The 21,360-nt window shown below is 61.7% G+C and carries 25 protein-coding genes; 17 read left to right on the top strand and 8 right to left on the bottom strand.

What is annotated here, in order from left to right:
• Positions 1-101 precede the first annotated feature (101 nt).
• Positions 102-479, top strand: a complete 378-nt coding sequence (locus NKI97_RS23515) for a VOC family protein (RefSeq protein ID WP_023676809.1) — start codon at positions 102-104, stop codon at positions 477-479.
• A gap of 38 nt (positions 480-517) precedes the next feature.
• Here NKI97_RS23515 and NKI97_RS23510 read toward each other — a convergent pair whose 3' ends face one another.
• Both NKI97_RS23510 and NKI97_RS23505 read right to left on the bottom strand, forming a co-directional pair.
• On the bottom strand, positions 518-1,522 hold the full coding sequence (locus NKI97_RS23510) for an inorganic phosphate transporter (RefSeq protein ID WP_352743107.1): 1,005 nt from the start codon (positions 1,520-1,522) through the stop codon (positions 518-520).
• Positions 1,522-2,163, bottom strand: a complete 642-nt coding sequence (locus NKI97_RS23505; protein ID WP_023676807.1) for a DUF47 domain-containing protein — start codon at positions 2,161-2,163, stop codon at positions 1,522-1,524. The genes NKI97_RS23510 and NKI97_RS23505 overlap by 1 nt, the downstream gene beginning before the upstream one ends.
• Positions 2,164-2,357: 194 nt before the next feature.
• Here NKI97_RS23505 and NKI97_RS23500 point away from each other — a divergent pair, with 194 nt between their 5' ends.
• The 9 genes from NKI97_RS23500 to NKI97_RS23460 all read left to right on the top strand — a co-directional run bounded on the left by NKI97_RS23500 (position 2,358) and on the right by NKI97_RS23460 (position 12,170).
• Positions 2,358-3,257 carry a LysR family transcriptional regulator gene (locus NKI97_RS23500; protein ID WP_352448524.1) on the top strand — a complete coding sequence of 300 codons (900 nt, stop codon included), beginning with the start codon at positions 2,358-2,360 and terminating at the stop codon, positions 3,255-3,257.
• Positions 3,258-3,390: 133 nt separating this feature from the next.
• Entirely contained in the window at positions 3,391-3,870 is a 480-nt protein-coding gene (locus tag NKI97_RS23495; RefSeq protein ID WP_352448523.1) for a formate dehydrogenase subunit gamma, read from the top strand.
• The gene (locus tag NKI97_RS23490; protein WP_352448522.1) at positions 3,867-5,423 is read left to right on the top strand and encodes a formate dehydrogenase beta subunit; all 1,557 of its coding nucleotides are present in this window, start codon (positions 3,867-3,869) and stop codon (positions 5,421-5,423) included. Before NKI97_RS23495 ends, NKI97_RS23490 begins: the two co-directional genes overlap by 4 nt.
• A 12-nt stretch (positions 5,424-5,435) precedes the next feature.
• A complete protein-coding gene (gene fdhF / locus NKI97_RS23485) occupies positions 5,436-8,348 on the top strand; it encodes a formate dehydrogenase subunit alpha (RefSeq protein ID WP_352743105.1) in 2,913 nt (970 codons plus the stop codon).
• 3 nt (positions 8,349-8,351) lie between these two features.
• Positions 8,352-9,182, top strand: a complete 831-nt coding sequence (fdhD, locus tag NKI97_RS23480) for a formate dehydrogenase accessory sulfurtransferase FdhD (RefSeq protein ID WP_352455049.1) — start codon at positions 8,352-8,354, stop codon at positions 9,180-9,182.
• A complete protein-coding gene (locus NKI97_RS23475; protein WP_352455048.1) occupies positions 9,172-9,477 on the top strand; it encodes a formate dehydrogenase subunit delta in 306 nt (101 codons plus the stop codon). The genes fdhD and NKI97_RS23475 overlap by 11 nt, the downstream gene beginning before the upstream one ends.
• Positions 9,478-9,583: 106 nt before the next feature.
• Positions 9,584-11,137, top strand: coding sequence for an alpha/beta fold hydrolase (locus NKI97_RS23470; RefSeq protein ID WP_352836832.1), 1,554 nt, complete (start codon positions 9,584-9,586; stop codon positions 11,135-11,137).
• 111 nt (positions 11,138-11,248) lie between these two features.
• Positions 11,249-11,722, top strand: coding sequence for a carboxymuconolactone decarboxylase family protein (locus NKI97_RS23465; RefSeq protein ID WP_352448517.1), 474 nt, complete (start codon positions 11,249-11,251; stop codon positions 11,720-11,722).
• An 85-nt stretch (positions 11,723-11,807) separates the two neighbouring features.
• Positions 11,808-12,170 carry a nuclear transport factor 2 family protein gene (locus NKI97_RS23460; RefSeq protein WP_352836830.1) on the top strand — a complete coding sequence of 121 codons (363 nt, stop codon included), beginning with the start codon at positions 11,808-11,810 and terminating at the stop codon, positions 12,168-12,170.
• A gap of 388 nt (positions 12,171-12,558) precedes the next feature.
• On the opposite strand, the gene NKI97_RS23455 is transcribed toward NKI97_RS23460, so the two are convergent.
• A complete protein-coding gene (locus NKI97_RS23455; RefSeq protein WP_352836884.1) occupies positions 12,559-13,059 on the bottom strand; it encodes an MmcB family DNA repair protein in 501 nt (166 codons plus the stop codon).
• Positions 13,060-13,169: 110 nt separating this feature from the next.
• Between NKI97_RS23455 and NKI97_RS23450 the strand changes: the two genes are divergently transcribed.
• On the top strand, positions 13,170-14,135 hold the full coding sequence (locus NKI97_RS23450; protein ID WP_352836827.1) for an IS1595 family transposase: 966 nt from the start codon (positions 13,170-13,172) through the stop codon (positions 14,133-14,135).
• Between the two features lie 224 nt (positions 14,136-14,359).
• Here NKI97_RS23450 and NKI97_RS23445 read toward each other — a convergent pair whose 3' ends face one another.
• Positions 14,360-15,211 carry a DUF3800 domain-containing protein gene (locus NKI97_RS23445; RefSeq protein WP_352836824.1) on the bottom strand — a complete coding sequence of 284 codons (852 nt, stop codon included), beginning with the start codon at positions 15,209-15,211 and terminating at the stop codon, positions 14,360-14,362.
• 27 nt (positions 15,212-15,238) lie between these two features.
• Between NKI97_RS23445 and NKI97_RS23440 the strand changes: the two genes are divergently transcribed.
• Both NKI97_RS23440 and NKI97_RS23435 read left to right on the top strand, forming a co-directional pair.
• Positions 15,239-15,397, top strand: a complete 159-nt coding sequence (locus NKI97_RS23440; RefSeq protein ID WP_352836821.1) for a hypothetical protein — start codon at positions 15,239-15,241, stop codon at positions 15,395-15,397.
• A gap of 100 nt (positions 15,398-15,497) precedes the next feature.
• Positions 15,498-16,127, top strand: a complete 630-nt coding sequence (locus NKI97_RS23435) for a sce7726 family protein (protein WP_352836819.1) — start codon at positions 15,498-15,500, stop codon at positions 16,125-16,127.
• On the opposite strand, the gene NKI97_RS23430 is transcribed toward NKI97_RS23435, so the two are convergent.
• Both NKI97_RS23430 and NKI97_RS23425 read right to left on the bottom strand, forming a co-directional pair.
• Positions 16,050-17,102, bottom strand: a complete 1,053-nt coding sequence (locus NKI97_RS23430; RefSeq protein WP_352836816.1) for a beta family protein — start codon at positions 17,100-17,102, stop codon at positions 16,050-16,052. The two genes, NKI97_RS23435 and NKI97_RS23430, sit on opposite strands and share 78 nt — an antisense overlap.
• A gap of 589 nt (positions 17,103-17,691) precedes the next feature.
• Complete coding sequence (locus NKI97_RS23425; protein WP_023717905.1) at positions 17,692-17,991, bottom strand: DUF1330 domain-containing protein; 300 nt, start codon at positions 17,989-17,991, stop codon at positions 17,692-17,694.
• Between the two features lie 153 nt (positions 17,992-18,144).
• Between NKI97_RS23425 and NKI97_RS23420 the strand changes: the two genes are divergently transcribed.
• The 4 genes from NKI97_RS23420 to NKI97_RS23405 all read left to right on the top strand — a co-directional run bounded on the left by NKI97_RS23420 (position 18,145) and on the right by NKI97_RS23405 (position 19,794).
• Positions 18,145-18,471, top strand: a complete 327-nt coding sequence (locus NKI97_RS23420; RefSeq protein ID WP_023717906.1) for a GYD domain-containing protein — start codon at positions 18,145-18,147, stop codon at positions 18,469-18,471.
• A 112-nt stretch (positions 18,472-18,583) separates the two neighbouring features.
• A complete protein-coding gene (locus NKI97_RS23415) occupies positions 18,584-18,712 on the top strand; it encodes a hypothetical protein (protein ID WP_302893588.1) in 129 nt (42 codons plus the stop codon).
• Complete coding sequence (locus tag NKI97_RS23410) at positions 18,713-18,838, top strand: hypothetical protein (RefSeq protein WP_352448513.1); 126 nt, start codon at positions 18,713-18,715, stop codon at positions 18,836-18,838.
• A gap of 338 nt (positions 18,839-19,176) precedes the next feature.
• Positions 19,177-19,794 (top strand): L,D-transpeptidase, encoded by a 618-nt coding sequence (locus tag NKI97_RS23405; protein ID WP_352448678.1) that lies wholly within the window; start codon positions 19,177-19,179, stop codon positions 19,792-19,794.
• Positions 19,795-19,904: 110 nt separating this feature from the next.
• On the opposite strand, the gene NKI97_RS23400 is transcribed toward NKI97_RS23405, so the two are convergent.
• Together NKI97_RS23400 and NKI97_RS23395 are read right to left on the bottom strand one after the other, a co-directional pair.
• Entirely contained in the window at positions 19,905-20,474 is a 570-nt protein-coding gene (locus NKI97_RS23400; RefSeq protein ID WP_023676386.1) for a NifU family protein, read from the bottom strand.
• A gap of 278 nt (positions 20,475-20,752) precedes the next feature.
• Positions 20,753-21,244: a universal stress protein gene (locus tag NKI97_RS23395; RefSeq protein WP_023676385.1), complete on the bottom strand. Its 492-nt coding sequence runs from the start codon at positions 21,242-21,244 to the stop codon at positions 20,753-20,755.
• Positions 21,245-21,360 lie beyond the last annotated feature (116 nt).

Genomic DNA, 21,360 nt, shown 5'->3' with positions numbered 1-21,360 from the left:
GCGAGCATATGACGGCATTTCCAGTGGGAGCAGCCGTCGCCAAATCGTCAACGCAGCCTATTTCATGAGCATGGAATGACAGCCAGGGAAGGAGACGAATCATGCTCGCAAACAGCAACGCGACGGCCAATCTCGCCGTGAAGGACCTGGCCAAGGCCAAGGCATTCTACGAAGGGGTCCTTGGCCTGAAAGAGGTGCACAATGAAGGTGGCGAACTGATCGTCTATAAAAGCGGCGACACCAGCATCAACGTCTACCGTTCGAACTTCGCTGGGACCAACAAGGCGACGGCTGTGACATGGACGGTCGGCGACGAACTCGGCAAGATCGTTGAGGCATTGAAATCGAAGGGCGTGACCTTCGAGCATTACGACATGCCAGGCCTGACGCTGGAGGGCGATGTTCATGTCGGTCAGGGCATGAAGGTCGCATGGTTCAAGGATCCGGACGGCAACATCCTGAACCTTGTGGATAGGTAGATACGGCGCATCGCCTGCCGCGCAGTGCTACGGTGCTGTCACCATGCCAGGCCGACCGCGAGGTAGGTGAGAGCCGCGATCGCCGCGGTTGCCGGCAGGGTGACGATCCATGCCACCACGATGTTACCGGCAATGCCCCAGCGAACGGCGGAGACGCGGCGGGCGGCGCCGACGCCGATGATGGCGCCGGTGATCGTGTGCGTGGTCGATACCGGAATACCGAGCCAGGTGGCGGCGAACAGGGTGATCGCTCCGCCGGTCTCGGCGCAGAAACCCTGCATCGGGTTCAGCCGGGTGATCTTCGAGCCCATGGTGTGGACGATGCGCCAGCCGCCGAGCAACGTGCCCAGCGCCAGCGCCGACTGACAGGTGATGACGACCCACAGCGGCACGTAAAAATTCGCGCCGAGCATGCCTTGCGAATAGAGCAGCACGGCGATGATGCCCATAGTCTTCTGCGCGTCGTTGCCGCCATGGCCGAGCGAATAGAGCGAGGCGGAAAAGAACTGCATGACGCGGAAGGTGCTGTCGACGGCGAACGGCGTCCGCCGCACGAACAGCCAGGAGACCGCGAGGATCAGGACGAGCGCCAGCAGAAAACCTGCCGCCGGCGATAGCACGATGGCCGCCGTCGTTTTGCCCAACCCGGTCCAGACGATGGCGCCGGTGCCTGCCTTGGCAACGCCGGCGCCGACCAAACCGCCGATCAGAGCGTGCGAGCTGCTGGACGGGATGCCGACGAGCCAGGTGACGATATTCCAGACGATGGCGCCGACAAGTGCTGCGAAGATCACTGCCGGCGTGACGATGCTGGCGTCGATGATGCCGGTTCCGAGCGTCTCCGCCACGTGAAGACCGAAGAACATGAAGGCGATGAAATTGAAGAAAGCCGCCCAGAACACCGCATAGTGCGGCCTCAGCACGCGGGTCGAGACGATGGTGGCGATGGAGTTGGCGGCATCGTGCAGGCCGTTGAGGAAATCGAAGAACAGTGCAACGGCGACAAGGCCGACCAGTACGGGAAAGGCTATTGCGGCTTCCACTATACGTTCTCGATGACGATGCCGCTGATTTCGTTGGCGACGTCCTCGAAGCGATCGACCACCTTTTCCAGCTGGCCGTAGATCTCGCTGCCGATCAGATAGGCCATCGGATCGCTGCGGCCGTGCCGCTTGAACAGGTCCTTCAGGCCCTGTTCGTGCAGGTCGTCGGCCCGGCCTTCGGCGCGCATGACTTCCTCGGCGATGGCGTTGAGGCGCACCGTATGCGCCCCGACCTTGCCGAGCAGCGGGATCGCCTCGGCCACCAACTTGGCGGCCTCGACGATGACGCCCCCCATTTCCTGCATCAGCGGGTCGAATTCCTTCTTTTCGAACAGCTTTACCGTCTTGACGGTCTTGTGCATCATGTCGATGGCATCATCCATCGACTGGATCAGGTCCTTGATGTCGCCACGGTCGAAGGGCGTGATGAAGGAGCGGCGCACGGCCAGCAGCACTTCCGCGGTGATCTGATCGGCTTCGTCCTCGAGATCGATGATCGTCTGACACCAGCGGTCGATGTCGTTGCCCTGCAAAAGCTGCTGCAGTGCCTCGGCGCCACCGACCACGGTGCGGGAATGCCGCTCGAACAGGTCGAAGAAGCGATCTTCGCGCGGCAAAAGCTTGCGGAACCAGCCCAGCATGTTCGATCTCCCGTCGTGTCCAGTCCACGACCCCCGTCTCATCCACATAGCGCCGCATTCCATCGCGGGAAACAGTAAGCCGGCTGAAAGATGTGGATGCGGGCGATTTACACAGGCGGCTTGCGGCCGAAGGCGATTTCCACGACGTTGCGCGCTACAATCGGACACAGCGTCCGTGACAGGCTCCCGACGGCATGATCGACAAGCTGGAATTCTTCATAGCACTTGCCAGGGAAGAACATTTCGGTCGGGCGGCGGAGGTGTGCGGCGTCACCCAACCGACGCTTTCGGCCGGCATCAAGCAGCTGGAAGGCCAGCTCGGCGTGATGCTGGTGCTGCGCGGCTCGCGCTTCCAGGGATTGACGCCGGAAGGCAAGCAGGTGTTGGTGTGGGCGCGCCGCATCGTCGGCGACAGCAGGACCATGCGCGAGGAGATGCGGGCGGCACGCCACGGCCTGTCAGGGCGCATCCGCATCGCCGCGATCCCGACGGCGCTGGCCATGGTGGCGCGACTGACGACGCCGTTTCGGGCAAAGCACCCCGGCGTCACCTTCTCGGTGCTGTCGCGGACCTCGATCGAGGTGCTGTCGCTGCTCGGCAATTTCGACATCGACGCCGGCGTCACCTATCTCGACAACGAGCCGCTCGGACGCGTCACCAGCGTGCCGCTCTACGACGAGCGCTACCAACTGATCACCGCCGTCGGGAACCCCTATTCCGACCGCGACAAAGTGACATGGGCGGAACTCAGCCAGCTGCCGCTCTGCCTGCTGACGCCGGACATGCAGAACCGCCGCATCATCGACCAGCATCTGGCCGAAGCCGGCGTGCAGGTGCGGCCGACATTGGAATCCAACTCGATGATCGTGCTGTTTTCGCATATCCGCACCGGCAAATGGTCGTCGATCATGCCGCTTAACCTCTCGGAAACCTTCGGTTTTTCCGAGCCGATCCGGGCGATCCCGATCGTCGAGCCCGACGCAAGCCACACGGTCGGGCTGGTGGCGGCGCGGCGCGAACCGCACACGCCGCTCGTCTCGGCGCTGTTGGACGAGGCAATGGCGCTGGCGGACGATTTCCGCGGCCGCCGCTAGGCTAGACAATGCTGGTGACTGCGAACGATAGAAAATTTCTATCGAGCAACGGATCGGCTTTATTGATTTAGCGGGTTTCCTCTGATTTCCTAAGCACTTAGCGGAAGACCGCCACGACCAGGGAGGGCGCTGCATGACGATGCAGCCTGCAAGTACCGAGATCGCATCGCGCACCGCGGCGATCATCCACGAGCTGAAAGGCCTCGAAGGCCCGCTGCTGCCGATCCTGCACGGCATCCAGGAAGAGTTCGGTTATGTGCCGCAGGACGCGCTTCCGGTCATCGCCGAGGCGCTGAACATCTCCAGGGCCGAGGTGCACGGCGTCGTGACCTTCTATCACGATTATCGCAGCCAGCCGGCTGGCCGCCATGTGCTGAAGCTCTGCCAGGCGGAAGCCTGCCAGTCGATGGGTTCGGATGCGATCGCCGCCAAGCTCAAATCATTGCTGGGCATCGGCTTCCACGAGACAACCCGTGACGGTTCGGTGACGCTGGAGCCGGTCTATTGCCTCGGCCTTTGCGCCTGCTCGCCGTCGGCGATGCTGGACGGGGAGGTGATCGGTCGGCTCGACGACGAAAAGCTCAACGAGATCGTTGCCGAGGTGCGCTCATGATCCCGCGTATCTATATTCCCGGCGATTCCGGCGCGCTGGCGCTCGGCGCGGAAAAGGTCGCCAAGGCGATTCGGGCGGAACTGGCCGAGCGCGGCATCGAGGCCAAGATCGTGCGCAACGGCTCGCGCGGCGCCTATTTCCTCGAGCCGATGGTCGAAGTGGCAACAGCTAGTGGCCGCGTCGCCTATGGGCCGGTGAAGCCCTCCGACGTCAAAAGCCTGTTCGACTGCGGCTTTCTCACCGGCGGCCACCACAAGCGCTGGCTGGGCGCACCGGACAAGATCCCGTTCCTTGCCAGGCAGACGCGGCTGACCTTTGCGCGCTGCGGCGTCACCGATCCGCTGTCGCTCGATCACTACAAGGCGCATGGCGGGCTGAAGGGCCTGCAGAATGCAGTGGCGATGACGCCGGCCGAGGTCGTCAAGCAGGTGACCGAGTCCGGGCTGCGCGGTCGTGGCGGCGCCGGCTTCCCGACTGGCATCAAATGGAAAACTGTGCTCGATACGTCGGCCGACCGCAAATACATCGTCTGCAATGCCGATGAAGGCGATTCCGGCACGTTCGCCGACCGCATGATCATGGAAGGCGACCCCTTCGTGCTGATCGAAGGCATGGCGATCGCCGGCATCGCCACCGGCGCGACCAAGGGCTTTATCTATATCCGCTCCGAATATCCGCACGCGGTGGCGGTGATGCAGAAGGCCGTCGAGATCGCCCGCAAGGCCGGCGTGCTCGGCGTCAATGTGCTCGGCTCGGCCAATTCATTCGACATGGAAGTGCGCGTCGGCGCCGGCGCCTATGTTTGCGGCGAGGAAACCGCCCTGCTCGACAGCCTCGAAGGCAAGCGCGGACAGGTGCGGGCCAAGCCGCCGCTGCCGGCGCACAAGGGCCTGTTCGGCAAGCCGACAGTGATCAACAACGTCATCTCGCTGGCCTCGGTGCCGGTGATCATGGACAAGGGCGCCGCCTTCTACAAGGATTTCGGCATGGGCCGTTCACGCGGCACCATCCCGATCCAGATTGCCGGCAACGTCAAGTATCCCGGTCTCTACGAGGCGGCGTTCGGCATGACGCTGGGCGAGATCGTCGACGATATCGGCGGCGGCACGGCGACGGGACGCCCGGTCAAAGCGGTGCAGGTGGGTGGCCCGCTCGGCGCCTATTTCCCGCGCGCGCTGTTCGACACGCCGTTCGACTACGAAGCGTTTGCCGCCAAGGACGGGCTGATCGGCCATGCCGGCATCGTCGTTTTCGACGACAGCGCCGACATGCTGAAGCAGGCACGCTTTGCCATGGAATTCTGCGCCATCGAGAGCTGCGGCAAGTGCACGCCGTGCCGCATCGGCTCGACGCGCGGTGTCGAGGTGCTGGACCGGCTCGCCCAGAACGTCGAACCGGAAAAGCAGATCGCGCTGGTCACCGACCTTTGCAACACGATGAAGTTCGGCTCGCTTTGCGCTCTCGGCGGCTTCACCCCATATCCAGTGATGAGTGCACTCAACCATTTCCCGGACGACTTTCGGCCGACGCCGGTCGCCGAAGCAGCGGAATAGGAGCGGACAGGTATGAACGCGGCATTCGACATCAAATCGCTGGTCCAGGAAATCGACTACGGCACACCCGCCTCTGAAGCCGAGCAGCAAGTGACGCTGACCGTCGACGGCAAGTCGATAACGGTGCCGGCCGGTACCTCGATCATGCGCGCTTCGATGGAAGCGGGCGTCGAAATCCCGAAACTCTGCGCCACCGACATGCTGGACTCGTTCGGCTCCTGCCGGGTCTGCCTCGTCGAGATCGACGGGCGCGGCGGCACGCCGGCCTCATGCACGACGCCGGTCGGCGAAGGCATGGTCGTGCATACGCAGAGCGACCGGCTAGACGCCATTCGCCGCGGCGTGATGGAACTCTACGTCTCCGACCATCCTGCGGCGTGGGGCGAGAAGGCCGGCACTGGCGCCAGCGAGTTCGACAAGATCGTCAGGACGGTCGGCCTGATCGAGAACCGCTATGGCGTGGACGGCCGCAACCACGTCAAGCAGGAAAACGGCGTGGCGCCCGGCCATGGCTCGCTGACCATCGATTACATCGCCCGCGATGAATCGAACCCGTATTTCACCTACGATCCTACGCAGTGCATCGTCTGCTCGCGCTGCGTGCGCGCCTGTGAGGAGGTGCAGGGCACGTTCGCGCTGACCATCGAGGGCCGCGGCTTCGAATCCAGGGTCTCGGCCGGCATGCACGAGGCGTTCGTCGATTCCGAATGCGTGTCGTGCGGGGCCTGCGTGCAGGCCTGCCCGACCGATGCGCTGAGAGAAAAGACCGTGCTGGCGAAAGGCCTGCCCGAGCGCTCGACCGTCACCACCTGCGCCTATTGCGGCGTCGGCTGTTCGTTCAAGGCTGAGGTCAAGGGCGACGAGGTCATCCGCATGATGCCCTACAAGGCAGGCAAGGCCAACCACGGCCACTCCTGCGTCAAGGGCCGCTTCGCCTATGGCTATGCGACGCACAAGGACCGGATCCTGAAACCAATGATCCGCGAGAAGGTCAGCGATCCGTGGCGCGAAGTGTCGTGGGAAGAGGCGCTCACCCACACGGCGAATGAATTCCGCCGCATCCAGTACCAGTACGGCCGCACCTCGATCGGCGGCATCACCTCCTCGCGCTGCACCAACGAGGAGACCTACCTCGTCCAGAAGCTTGTCCGGCAGGGCTTCCGCAACAACAATGTCGATACCTGCGCCCGCGTCTGCCATTCGCCGACCGGCTATGGTCTCGGCCAGACCTTCGGCACCTCCGCCGGCACGCAGGACTTCGATTCGATCGAGCAGACGGACGTGATCCTGCTGATCGGCGCCAATCCGACCGATGCGCATCCGGTGTTCGCCTCGCGCATGAAGAAGCGCATGCGCGAGGGCGCCAAGCTGATCGTGCTCGATCCGCGCCGCACCGACATCGTGCGCTCGGCCCACGTCGAGGCGCAGTTCCATCTGCCGCTGAAGCCGGGCACCAACGTCGCCATGCTGACCGCACTTGCCCATGTCATCGTCACCGAGGGCCTGTTCGACGAGGCCTTCATCCGCGAGCGCTGCGACTGGGACGAGTTCCAGGACTGGGCATCGTTCGTGGCGCTGCCGGAAAACAGCCCGGAAGTGGTCGGCCAGCTTGCAAATGTCGATCCCGACGACATACGCGGCGCGGCGCGGCTCTACGCCCGCGGCGGTAACGGCGCGATCTATTACGGCCTCGGCGTGACCGAGCACAGCCAGGGCTCGACCACCGTCATCGCCATTGCCAACCTCGCCATGGCGACCGGCAATATCGGCCGGCCGGGCGTCGGCGTGAACCCGCTGCGCGGCCAGAACAATGTGCAGGGCTCCTGCGACATGGGCTCGTTCCCGCACGAGCTTCCCGGCTATCGCCACATTTCAGGCGACGCGGTGCGCGCCATCTATGAGAGCCTGTGGGGCGTCAAGCTCGACGACGAGCCCGGCCTGCGCATCCCCAATATGCTGGATGCGGCCGTCGACGGCTCGTTCAAGGGGCTCTATGTGCAGGGCGAGGACATCCTGCAGTCGGACCCCGACACCAAGCATGTCGCCGCCGGTCTCGCCGCGATGGAATGCGTCGTCGTGCACGACCTCTTTCTCAACGAGACGGCCAACTACGCGCATGTGTTCCTGCCCGGCTCGACGTTCCTCGAGAAGGACGGCACCTTCACCAATGCCGAGCGCCGCATCAACATGGTGCGCAAGGTAATGGAGCCGAAATGCGGCTATGCCGACTGGGAAGCGACGCAGGAGCTCGCCAAGGCGCTCGGCCTCGGCTGGAACTACACGCATCCGTCCCAGATCATGGACGAGATCGCCAAGACAACACCAAGTTTCGCCGGCGTTTCCTTCGACCTTCTCGACCGGGTGGGCTCGGTGCAGTGGCCCTGCAACGAGAAGTCGCCGGAAGGCACGCCGATCATGCATATCGGCGGCTTCGTGCGCGGCAAGGGCAAGTTCATCCGCACCGAATACGTCGCGACCGACGAAAGGACCGGACCGCGCTTCCCGCTGCTGCTGACCACCGGCCGCATCCTGTCGCAATACAATGTCGGCGCGCAGACCCGGCGCACCGACAATGTGGTCTGGCATAGCGAGGACCGGCTGGAGATCCATCCGCACGATGCCGAAAATCGCGGCCTGCGCGACGGCGACTGGGTGCGGCTGACCAGCCGCTCCGGCGAGACGACGCTGCGCGCGCTGATCACCGAGCGGGTGTCGCCGGGCGTCGTCTATACGACCTTCCACCATCCCGACACCCAGGCCAACGTCATCACCACCGACTTCTCCGACTGGGCGACCAACTGCCCGGAATACAAGGTGACCGCGGTGCAGGTGGGTGCATCCAACGGCCCGTCGGAATGGCAGCGCGACTATGACGAGCAGGCAAAGCAAAGCCGCCGCATCGCGAAGTTGGAAGCGGCGGAGTAGTCCTTGACCGCGCGCCGCAAAGCCATTGCGCAGATCTCGCGCCTCGCGCGCCGCGCCGGCGGCACTGCGGCCGCCAACCGCATGGTGCCGGAAGAGACGCCGGTGGCGTTCTCCTTTGCCGGCACCACGCATGCGGTGATGATGGCAAGCCCGGCTGATTTCGAGGATTTCGCGCTCGGCTTCTCGCTGACCGAAGGCATCATTGCCTCGCCGGACGAAATCGAAGCGATCGAGGTCGAGGATCACGGCGCCGGCATCGATATCCAGATCCGGCTGAAGGACAGCGCCAACACCCGCTTCGAAGCGCGTCGCAGACGGCTGGCCGGCCCGGTCGGCTGCGGGCTGTGCGGCATCGAATCCATCGAGGAGGCAATGCGCTCGGTAAACCCGGTCGGTGCGTCGCAACTTACACTTCAGGCCGATGACATCGTCCGCTCGGTCAAGCTTTTGTCGAAGCTGCAGCCGCTGCACGCCGAGACCGGTGCCGTCCACGCCGCCGGTTTTTACCTTCCCGGCAAGGGCATCGTCATGGCGCGCGAGGATGTCGGCCGCCATAACGCGCTGGACAAGCTGGCTGGCGCGCTGGCCAAAGCCGGTATCGACGGCAGGTCGGGGGCCGTCGTCGTCACGTCGCGCGTTTCGGTCGAGATGGTGCAGAAGACCGCGGCGATCGGCTCGGCCGTCATCATTGCCGTCTCGGCGCCGACCGCACTTGCCATCCGCACCGCGGACGATTCCGGCATGACGCTGGTGGCGCTGGTGCGCGGCGACGATTTCGATATTTTCACCCATCCTGACCGAGTGGTTTCCGGAGTTGCCAAGCATGTCGCATGACGAGGGCCACCTCATGAGCACCAGCGAAAAGCTGGTTCGCATGGCCAACCAGATCGCCGCCTTTTTCCACTCCAAGCCGCGCGAGCAAGGCATTGCCGGCGTCGCCGAGCACATCAACAAGTTCTGGGAGCCGAGGATGCGCCGGCAATTGTTCGAGATGCTTGACAGCGGCGGCGAAGGGTTCAACGAGCTTGTCGTCGCGGCCGCGCCACACATCAAGCGGCCGGGCGCGCCGGAGGACGCAGGTTTTAGCGTCGGCGGAGCGAACACCGAGACCGCCGCGTCACAGAAGTAGCCGCCGCCGGCCTATATTCACTCGCTCTAAGGTTTCATCTGCCGCAAGCTACGCGCCTCTGCTATGATCGGCGACAGGAAATCGTCGGGTCGGGCGGACAAACCTCGTGAGGCCGATCGAAACTCGATACGCGCTCAGTGGCGACGTGCGGATCGCCTATCAGGTGGTCGGCCAGGGATCGCTCGATCTCGTCTTCGTGCCGGGTTTCATTTCCAATCTCGACCTGCACTGGGAAGACGAGGGCTACACCCGGCTGTTGAAGCGGCTTTCCGCGTTCTCGCGGCTGATCCTGTTCGACAAGCGCGGCACCGGTCTGTCCGATCGCGTCGATGCCCACCATCTGCCCAGCCTCGAAACCCGCATGGACGATGTACGCGCGGTGATGGATGCGACCGGCAGCGGCCGCGCCGCCTTGCTCGGCGCTTCGGAAGGCGCGCCGATGGCAATGCTGTTCGCCGCCACCTACCCGGAGCGGACGCGGGCGCTGGCGCTTTATGGCGGCTATGCGCATTTCCACAAATGGGTGATGCCGCCGGAACGCCTTGAGGCGTTCATCGCGACGGCGGAGACCGCATGGGGCACCGGCGCCACCCTGCCGCATTTCGCGCCCGGCCGCGTCGACGATCCGCGTTTCGCCACATGGTGGGCGCGCTTCGAGCGGCTGTCGGCGAGCCCGACCGCGGCAATCGCCCTGGCCCGCATGAATGCAGCTATCGACGTGCGCGGCGTGCTGGCGGCGATCAGCGCACCGACGCTGCTGGTCCATCGCCGCAACGATGCGCGCGTCGACCCGGAGGCCAGCCGCTTCCTGGCAAGGAAGATCCCGAATTCGCGGCTGGTCGAGGTGGCCGGGCGCGACCACCCGATCTGGACCGGCGATGTCGACCGGGTGGCCGATGTGATCGAGGAATTCCTGACCGGAGCGCGCGCCGTTGCCGAGGCCGAGCGCGTGCTGGCTGCACTGCTGGTCACCCGGATCTACGACACGGCGCGGCTTGGCGACCGCATGTGGAGCGAGCGCACCCAGCGTTTTCAGGAAACATGGCGGCTGCTGGTCGGGCGCCATGGCGGCCGCCCGGCCGGCACGCATGGCGAGCTGATGATGGCGCGCTTCGACGGCCCGGCGCGGGCCGTACGCTGCGCGGCGGCGCTGCGCGATGCGGCGCAGGAGATCGGCATCGCCAGCGCGCAGGGCGTGCATGTCGGCGAGGTCGAGTTGCGTGGGCCGCCAACGGGATTGACGGCGCGCGTGACGATGCAGCTTGCCGCGCATGCCGGGCGCGGCGACATCCTCGCTTCGCGGCTGGTCGCCGACCTCGCCGCCGGTTCAGGCCTTCATTTCAATGACGCCGGGCGCATCGCGCTTGACGAGCTGGATGAGCCGCTGGCGCTGGTGCAGGCGACCTCGGAACAGCATCTGGAGCCGGCCTGCCGGCCGAAGGCCAAGGCTGCCGAGCCGGCCGCACTGACGGCGCGCGAAAGCGAGGTGGTGAACCTCATCGCCGATGGCAAGAGCAATGCCGCGATCGCCGCCGAACTCGGGCTGAGCGAACACACTGTCAAGCGCCACGTCGCCAATATTCTGCTCAAGCTGGACCTGCCGTCGCGGGCGGCGGCGGCGGCGTTCTCGGCCCGGCACGCTGGCCCGCACGGGCCATAGGAGCCATGGCGCTTTCGGGCGAAGCGGCCGGGCATGCGTAAGCGCTATCACTTCGTCCCATGCAGGCCAGGCGGATGTCGCCGGGAAAGGCGCTGCGAAGGGAGGAATAAAATGCTGAAGTCGACACTCAAATCACTGGTGCTGGCGGCAGGCGTTGGCGCGCTGTTGGCGATCGTTCCTGCCAAGGCCGAAGACGCCTCGGCGACGGCTGCCTACAAGGACATTCAGGCAACGCTCGGCTCGGTACCGGACATGTTCAAGACGCTGCCGGACGTCGCCGTTGCCGGCGCCTGGGCCGAGATCAAGGGCGTGCAGCTCAACCCGAACACCGCGCTCGACGGCAAGACCAAGGAATTGATGGGCCTCGCCGTCGCCTCGCAGATCCCCTGCCAGTACTGCATCTATTTCCACACGCAGGCGGCCAAGCTGAATGGCGCCAGCGACGAGGAGATCAAGGAGGCGGTGGCGATGGCGGCGATCGTGCGCCACTGGTCGACGATGCTCAACGGCAGCCAGGTCGATCTCGCCACTTTCAAGAAGCAGTCCGACGAGGTGTTCGCGGCCGTCAAGGCGAAGTCGCAGTGAAGAAGCCACTGCCCGGCGGCGAGCGCCGGGCAGTGCCTGATCAAGCAACCACCCGATCCGAGAAGACGGGCCTATGGAGGAAAAATTGCTGACCAAGACACAGACGATAGACGGCGCTGCGATCAAGAAGGCGATTGAGGGCCGTGATGGAAAATTGCTGGCGAGCTTCTATGCCGACGACGCATTGGTGCGGGTGATCGACCGCAACAACCCGCCGAGCAAGCCGCGCGAAATCCGCGGGCGCGCTGCGATCACCACGTTCTGGGACGACATTTGCAGCCGGGCGATGACCCACAAGGTCGACACCACCATCGCCGACGGCAACAATCTCGCCTTTACCCAGGCCTGCGCCTATCCGGACGGGACCAAGGTGTTCTGCGCGGCGATGCTCGAGCTGAAGAACGGCCTGATCGCACGGCAGACGGTCGTGCAGGCCTGGGACGAATAAGGAGGCGGCGATGTTTAGTGCCAGATGGCAGATCGACGCAAAATTCGGCCACAAGCAGGCCGTGCTCTGTTGAAGAAATGGGAACGCGAGATCGGCTCGCAGATCGGTCTCGACGACCTCAAGTTCCAGATCATGACCGGATCGATCGGCGCGCGGGAAGCGACGATCGGGTCACATCACCAGGTCGAAAGCCTCGCCAGTTGGAGGCGTTCTTCGCCAGGATCGACCCGCACGCCAAATGGGGCAAGGAAATGGAGCCTACGTCGTGTCGGAATGGCAGTCCTTCCCGCCGGTTCGCGCCCTTCTCCCCGTCACTATACGGGGAGAAGGTGGCGGCAGCCGGATGAGGGGCAGCGCGACGTCCAAAATTATGACGAGCGCACCCCCCCTACTCGCTCTCGCCGTCCAGCGCCGGCACCGACACGCCGGCAAGCTCGGCCGCGAGCAGCCGCGACGCACCGGCGCGTGCGATCCTCAGCATCAGCGCCTTGCGCGTTGCCGCCGCCATGCGGTGCTCGGGCGCATCGCGCAAAATCTCGGCGCCGTAACCGTCGGAGAGAATGAAGCCGCATTCCTCCGGAAAGATTTCTGAAGGCACGCCGGGATGGGTGGCGAAGAAGAAACGGTCGGAATGCAGCCGGTAGTCCGGCCATTTGCGGTCGACCCTGAAATCCTCGACCGAGGACTTGATCTCGATGATCCAGATGTCGCCATGGCGGGTCAGCGCCACGAGATCGGCGCGGCGCCCGGTGGCCAGCGACAGTTCGGGCAAAACATGCGCGCCCATCTGCTTGAGCAGCCGCTGCACGCCGCGCCTGACCAGCATGGCGCGTTCCGACTGTCGGCCATCGATGAGCGGGTTGAGAGGAATCGGTGAGATAATCGGCATGGCCGCACCATGCCAGATTTTGTTCACGGTTTGAACCTGCTTTTTGGGGGCGATTATATATTTGACAAACCCAACGGGATGAGCGATAACGATTCCAAGGAGTTATCGCCATGTCCGTTCTGTCCCGCCCCTACTTCCACGATGAAGCTGCGGCCTTCGAACACGTCGAGGGTATGTTGTGGCCACAGGGTCCGGTTTGCCCCAAGTGCGGATCAATGGACAAGCACTACAAGCTGGCTGGCGTCCGTTCGAAGGCTTCGAAGAAGAACCCTTACGGCGTTGAGCGTCATGGCCTGTACAAGTGCGGCGCTTGCCGTTCGCAGTTCACGGTTCGCACGGGCTCGATCTTCGAGGAAAGCCATCTGCCCTTGCACAAGTGGTTGCAGGCCATCCACCTCATGTGTTCGTCAAAGAAGGGTATCAGAGCCCACCAGATGCACCGAGTCTTGGAAGTCACCTACAAGACCGCTTGGTTCCTCTGCCATCGCATTCGTGAGGCCATGCGGTCTGGAGATTTCTCGCCCATGGGCGGCAACGGCAAGACCGTCGAGGTTGACGAAACCTATATTGGCCGTCTGGCTGGCACACCGGTTAGGACCGGCGGTGGCTCGCATAAGAACACCGTTGTCACACTTGTCGAACGCGGTGGCCGCGCTCGTTCCTTCCATGTCGATACCGCCCGCATTGGCACCATCATGCCGATCGTTCGCGCCAACATTGCCAGGGAAAGCGCGTTGATGACGGATGAGGCTGGCATGTATCGCCGCGTGGGCCAGGAATTCGCTTCCCACGATGTCGTCACGCATTCCAAGGACGAGTATGTCCGCTACGAAGGCGAAAAGACCGTCCACACCAACACCGTGGAAGGCTTCTACAGCATCTTCAAGCGCGGCATGAAGGGCGTTTACCAGCATTGCGCGGAACACCACCTGCACCGCTATCTGGCAGAGTTCGACTTCCGCTATTCGAACCGGTCAGCCATGGGCATCGAAGACAACGTTCGCTCCCTCATTGCCTTGAAGGGCGCCAAGGGTAAGCGCCTGACCTACCATGGGCCTCATTTCCGCGAAGCATGACCACTATCGGAAGCCGGTGCAGTTGAAGCTCCCACTTTGGAAGGGCGAAACACGCTACAAACCCAGAAAGTTTCGGTAACGAAACGAGCGGCGCGCCATATATGTGTTTATTTCACCATGTCAAGCCTAATGGTCTTGAATTGGTCCTAAAACGCTATATCTTGATTGGTGAGCCCTGCTTCGGTCGAAGCCTTACGTTCATACGTAGGGTACTCACGTAGGTCTTAGTGGGGCTTCTTTCTTTTACCTCTTTTCAGATCCTGGATGCTGTTGTTTGGCTTGAACAACCAGTGCCTGTACGGGTGTGACCATCTCTCCTCGACCCCCTTCGCGCATGCGGTACTGGTGCCAACATTGAAGTTTGGATAGAGCGACCAAATTTCATCTTTGATAGCTTTGTACACAGCCTCCTTAGCGACAGCTCGCTTCGACCGTCGAGCGCGGGGTTTCGGCGGTCGAGTGTGCTTTTCATTTAGCCGCGACTGCATCGACCCTAGCACAATGTCTAGGCCTTGCAGGACCGGATGAGCCTTCGAGTTGATGGAGGCAATGTCGTCCTTCTTGATTGTCACCCGCGCCTGCCTCCAGATCGGGAATGCAGACAGAGAAGACATATAGTCCTTGAACAGCTCAAACTTGGAGCTGGTCTGCGGAACGTCATCGAGAAGGAGAGTAACTTGTGTGCTTACATGGCCTCCGTTGCAATAGCGAAGGCCAAAAGAGTGCTTCACGAATTGATAGTATAGAAGAAAATAATCATTACCGATGTGCTCATCTGTCAGACCTCGTGCCTGATTAATGTTCTGAGTGAACATAATTCTTAGTTTTATCCTGCCATCCCGAACAAACTCGAAATAGTATTTTATAAACTCTATATATTTATCCTTATAGGATGCAGTGACCCTATCCCACTTCATTTCCGAGTGGATGTTCAGTTGCTCTTTTTTCAAATTTAGCAAATCAGTTAACGTGCTTTGGTCGCGCGCATTTATCAAAGCGCCACCATAGAAATGTGAGTAGAATTCGCCCTTATCGTCAGATTCGTCGCAGTATATGATTAGAGATTGCCGCATCATGCCCGCCCCAGGGAAAGGAGCGCCAGAATGCCCGGACGAAAGGAAAAGTCGCAAGTTGAAAAGTTCAAAGAGGCCGCTCGCGAGCTAAAAACCGACGAGTCAGAGGAAGCCTTTGACCGTGTGCTGAAGAAGGTGGTGAAATCGCCGCCGCCCAAACACGAAACCCAGAGAAATAAAGAGGAATAGGGCCGGCTTGCAACCTGCGATTCCTTGACCAACCGGTAAAAGCATTGTTAACTTTTTTGCCGTTACGCTGCCGAAACGAACCCGTTTTTCAAGGACCTGAATGCGAGACGCGGATGTAAGGCGGGCGATCAAGTTTAAGCTTGATGCCCTCCATAAAGACGATCCCTCGACACGCATCGTCGAGGAAATGGGTGTTTGGGGATCGACAGTCCGTGTTGATATGGCTGTCATCAACGGTGAACTTTCTGGCTATGAGCTTAAGAGTAATGCCGACACCGTACTTAGGCTCCCGTATCAGGTTGAGATTTACAACAAGGTATTTGACCGTATGACACTCGTTGTCGGCGACAAACTCGCCGACAAAGCTCTTCCCCTGATACCTGCATGGTGGGGGTGCACGGTCGCAACCATGCAGAATGATCAGATACGTCTCACGTTGAAACGCAAAGGCCGCAAGAACCCTTCCCTCGACCTTAGCGTAGTCGTTCAAATGCTGTGGCGGGAAGAGGCAATATCGGCCCTCGAAGCGCACGGCTTGGCGGATGGCTGGCGGACCAAGAGGTCCGCCGAAATTGCCAACCGTCTTTTGACAAGCTTATCGCCCAAGCAGCTATCCGACGAAGTTCGCAAGGCGCTGAAGGCGCGAATGAAGCTAGGGCAACTGGCTACGGGTAAGCTCAATATGCCTGTTGATGCCGTATGCGACCCAAGTGGCCGGGCTACCTGCTGAAGTACCGGGTACACCCGCGATAGCATTAATAGTCAGGTCGCCCCAGCAAATTGGCAATGGCACACGCTGAGGAAGCGCCACAATGGATGCAGCATAGCTGCGGTATTGGACGTCGCGGGCGACGGCGCCGGGTCCCTTGATTTTCACGCCATGGAATACCTGAAACTGGCCGTGAGGAGTATATTTAGCGTTGATAGGCACAGGGCCAGGTATGCTGTCGGTGGAAGCGTCAGGGCCTACCGTCGCGTAGTCTCCGAAGTGCAGGACGTAGCCAACGGGATGGGCAACAAGAGCTTGCCACAGGTCGAGTTCCGCGCGCGCCAACATCGTTTGGCCAACTAGGTATCCGGTCAGCGTAGCTGGAATATTCCCACCCGCGACCGTCACAGAGCGCCACGCTTGGGCTTGATGCAAATTCTGAAAAACGGTGCGGGTAGCCGCGCCCAACGCCATCGCAGTTCCGACGCTGCCGCCAAGGTCAACGATCAAGTCGGTTTGGGCTATCGGGCAGTACCAGTTGTCGACCAAGTTCGCGAGGTTGGTCATTTCATTCAGCGTGACGCGTAGCGCAGCGCCCCTGTTATCGGCCGCGATCATGCGTGCAACCGCTGAATGATAGGCCGGAGGAGCCAAGTACTTTACTGACGGTACAAGTGTGAGCCCAGCGGCGTTCGCACTTGCTCTTATGTTGTCAAGATGATGAAACGCCGGGGTCCCCGGCAGATCGGCGGCGTCAATGAATATCTTGCCGGTCCCCCACGAATCACTGACCTGCTTAACAAATGCATCGGGAGAGCTCAGCGGCGCGTTCTTGGGCGGTGTTTTCGGGGGTGCCTTGGGCGGCTTAGTATCCCCGTAGCTCAACTGACCTATCACAATAAGCGGCACAACGTTGGTGCGGCCCGCTGGACTAAGGTTGCTCAACGCCGAGCGCTCTCCTTGCTTCCATCTTAGAATCGGAGTGTAATTTACCATGCGAATTCTCCCCCCTTTTTTTGCTCATCTTTGGGGAAAACTAGCACGCCAATTGACCCGCCACCAGCCGGGTTTGTCAAATATACAATCGCCTTTTTGGGGGCGATTATCCGGTTGACATACCCGTCTTCCCCTAGAGGTCTCGCGGTGCTACCTATCCGCGAGTGGCGTCGGGAGAACACATGATCCGCATAGCAATCGTTATTGCCATTGCTGGCGGCGCATCGGCATGCACTAGCCAGGCGAACGTTCCTTATTCGAGTAAGGGAACATGCAAAAACTACCCCGCGTATGGGCAGGTCAGCAGGGGGGTGCTTGTGAAGATAAACGTTAATGCTTGTATCCCAGACACACCAAATAAATCCTGTCTGGAATATGTTACTCGTACAGGACAACTGGCGGTCAGGTGTACTCCGCTAACTCGCAAATCGCCAACTGCCGAAGGCCGCGCCAGGCAGATTGCAGGCAGCAAATATCCCTAATTCCACGCTAGGCCCTACCCAGCCGTAGGGGAATGGCTCTCTGTGAAAACGGGGCATTACGCAAGTTTCAGTTTGCGGGCGATTATCTGGTTGGCAGACCCGAGCCTCTAACTAACCGGCATCATCCCTTCCAGGGCAATAATTCTCGTCTTTGCGCAGCGTTCGCGGATGGCTTTGAGGCGGCCGTATTCTGGAGAATCGTACCATGCCAGGAGGGACGCCATGTCCGGAAATTCGACAATGACGAGGCGATGAGGTTCCCAATCGCCCTCCAGAACTTTGGTGGCTCCGCCGCGAGCGATGTACCTCCCCCCGTAGCGGGCTTCGGTTGCCGGCACGTCCCGGCGGTATTCCTCGAAAACGGCGGCGTCGGTTATGTCTACATCAGCAATGAGATATGCGGCCATTGACCTTACTCCCCTTGGGAAAGGCAATTGAAACAGGTCTATTAGCGGCCCCGCAACTAAGCCAGCGGTACTACGCCTCGGAAACGACTCGCGTTCTCCCGGATTGGGGCGCTTAACTGTCTTGGTGGGGGCAGCTCTGGGAGGAGACGAACCATGCCGATGTATCTTACGCGATTCAGCTACAGGCCCGAAACCTGGGCGCGCTTGATGGATAATCCCGAGGACAGACGCGAGGCTGCCCGTTCCTACATCGAGTCAGTCGGCGGAAAGCTGCACGGGTTCTGGTATGCCTTCGGAGAGTACGATGGCTGGAACCTGTGGGAGGCGCCGGACAACGTGTCGATGGCCTCTGTCATGCTGGCCATCGGTGCGGGAGGCGCGCTCAGCTCGTACGAGACCACCGTCCTGTTAAGTGTCGAAGAGACGATGGACGCGCTTGGCAAAGCGAAGTCGATCCGGTACCGCCCGCCGGGATCGTGACCGCCGCCCGCGCTTTGCGGAGTGTCGAAGGCTGGGGAACGCTTGCTCTCGGACGGCGCACGTTGCAGCTTGCGCTTTCAATGTCTGCCACGGATTCTAGGAGGAGCATTAGATGACGGAAGATGACGACCGGAAATCGGCGACGCCGGAGGAAATCCGCTCGGCCATCAGAGGCTGGGCGGTGCTTGGGGCAATTATCGTTGCCGTGTTTGGTGCGGCCTACGTCATGATCGATAGTTGAATGGCCAACGATCCTGGTCGCCCCGATGGATTGCCTGAAAAGATCGGCACGGTCCTTGGTGCATTGGTGGTGATCGGCACGTTCGGGCTTCTGGCTTGGACCGTGCTTCGCGGCGTCCTTTATTAAACCCGGCCTGTCTGGACTTTCCCTTGCGGCGGCCGCGTCTCAGGCCGATCTCCTCGTTGCAACGGATGGTCTTGGCCGCAGGCCAGAGCGCCGGGCAGCGTCACCGACATCCATGAGTGATTTCCTCGGCTCGGGGTTCTTGTTCCTGGCCCATTGATTTTGCAACATAATCCTGCGGGGGCTGTTGCCGAAATGCCATAGTCGCAGGTTTACCAGCACGCAAGTCCAAGGATGTAGGCATCGCCCGCTTGGCAAGCAAAGCAAATGCCAGCATGAATGAAGATGAAAAAAGCGGCCGACTCGAGCCGCTGTTGTTTGGGCAGGCATCGGACCTTTTCATGCGCATGAAGTCACTTGCAATCGTCGCGGCCCTGGCGCTGTCGACGGCTGTCGCCGGTTGCAGCACCATCGGCTCGCAGATCTTCACCAACAACTACGGCGCGGTGACCGACGCCGGCTATCATTTGCCGCGCGTTCCGATCGAAAAGGTGCCGTTCAAATACCGCCGGCAGATCGTCGACTACGACACCAGGGAAAAGCCGGGCACCATCATCGTCGATACGCAGAACAAGTTCCTCTACTTCGTCATGGGCGACGGCGAAGCGATGCGCTACGGCATCGGCGTCGGCCGTGAGGGTTTCGAATGGCACGGCACCGCCCATATCGCGCTGAAGCGCGAATGGCCGACCTGGACACCGCCTTCGCAGATGATCAAGCGGCAGCCGGAGCTGGCCAAGTTTGCCGGTGGCATGGAGCCGGGATTGAAGAACCCGCTCGGCGCGCGCGCCATGTACCTGTTCAACAAGGGCGGCGACATGGGTTATCGCCTGCATGGCAGCCCGGAATGGAATTCGATCGGCAAGGCGATGTCGTCGGGCTGCATCCGGCTGATGAACCAGGACATTATCGACCTCTACGACCGCACCTCGGTCGGCGCCAAGGTCATTGTGATATAAAACCCTTATACGCGGACCGTCTAGGCAACAACACAGACGTCGCAAACAGAAAACCGGGCACTTTGGCCCGGTTTTTTGTTGTCTATCGATGTTGACGATGGAACGTCGCGTCAGGAGACCTGTTCGACATGCTGCACTTCCGGCACAAAGTGCCGGAGCAGGTTCTGGATGCCGTGCTTCAGCGTCGCCGTCGACGACGGGCAGCCGGCGCAGGCGCCCTTCATGTGCAGGAACACGGTGCCGTTCTCGAAGCCGCGGAAGGTGATGTCGCCGCCATCCTGGGCCACCGCCGGGCGCACCCGCGTGTCGAGCAGCTCCTTGATGGTGACGACCAGCTCCTCGTCGGCCTTGTCGTAGAATTCGCCGGTCTGGCTGGTCTCGGCGGCGGGGCCGGCCTTGGCCATCACCGGGGCGCCGGACATGAAATGCTCCATGATGGCGCCGAGGATAGCCGGCTTCAGATGCTGCCAGTCGGGGCCGTCCTTGGTCACGGTGATGAAATCATAGCCGAAGAAGACGCCGGTGACGCCGGGGATTTCGAACAGCCGGCCGGCGAGCGGCGAAGCCGTCGCGGCACTGTCGGCATCGCGGAAATCGGCGGTGCCTTCTTGCAGCACTTCCTTGCCGGGCAGGAATTTCAGCGTCGCCGGGTTTGGCGTCGACTCGGTCTGGATGAACATGGCCGTCTCCGTGCCCGTTTCGGGCAGCTAGTTTGGAATAATTCTAATTAGGCCTTATCCGCCCGACATTCAAGGGAAAGGCATCGGGGGGAACGGCTGGCTGGCGGAATGTTTTGCTAGTTCGCTGAAACGATTGGAGATGTGTTGAGATTCAGGTCAGGCCGAGCCGAAAATGGTGGTTTCCGAGAACCGGAGCGGAGCGTACTTTAGGTACGTGAGCACCGGAAGCGCAGGAAGCCGCCATTTGCAGGCCGGCCTCACCTGAATATCAGCACATCTTAGGCGAGGCTGTCGATCTCCTCGTCCGACAGGTTCTGCGGCACCACCGTGACGGGAATCGGAAAGGCGGCGCCCTTGCCGGCGACCGCGCCGACCAGCGGCCCTGGGCCTTCCTTGCCGGCGCCTGCCGCCAGCACCAGAATGGCGATGTCCTGGTCTTCCTCGATCAGCTTGTGGATCTCTTCGGTAGGCTTGCCCTCGCGGACCACCAGTTCCGGCTCGATGCCGAGCTTCTGGCGCACCTTGTTGGCGTAGCTGTCCAGTGCGGCACGCGCCGTGGCGGTCGCCTCCTCGCGCATGATCTTCTCGACGCCCAGCCAGTGCTGGAAATCATCCGGCTCGATGACATAGAGCAGCACCAGCACGCCGCCCGTGCTTTGCGCCCGCTTCGAGGCGTAGGCGACGGCGCGCTCGCATTCGGGCGTATCGTCGATGATCGCCAGGAACTTGCGGCGATGACCGACTTCGCGGCTGAGGCGTTTGGAGACCATATTCACCCTGTTCGATGGTTTCGGCCGCAATCTGCCACCGCCACAGCCCGCCCGCAAGCGACCGGCGGCTGTGGCAATGCTGGTGCAGCTTAAAGCGCGATGCGTTCGACCAGCGA

Origin of the sequence: Mesorhizobium sp. M0296 (genome assembly GCF_040321675.1) — a bacterium.
Classification (GTDB): Bacteria; Pseudomonadota; Alphaproteobacteria; order Rhizobiales; family Rhizobiaceae; genus Mesorhizobium.
Note: the sequence above shows the minus strand (reverse complement) of the source record. Positions and strands in the feature narration are given on the sequence as shown.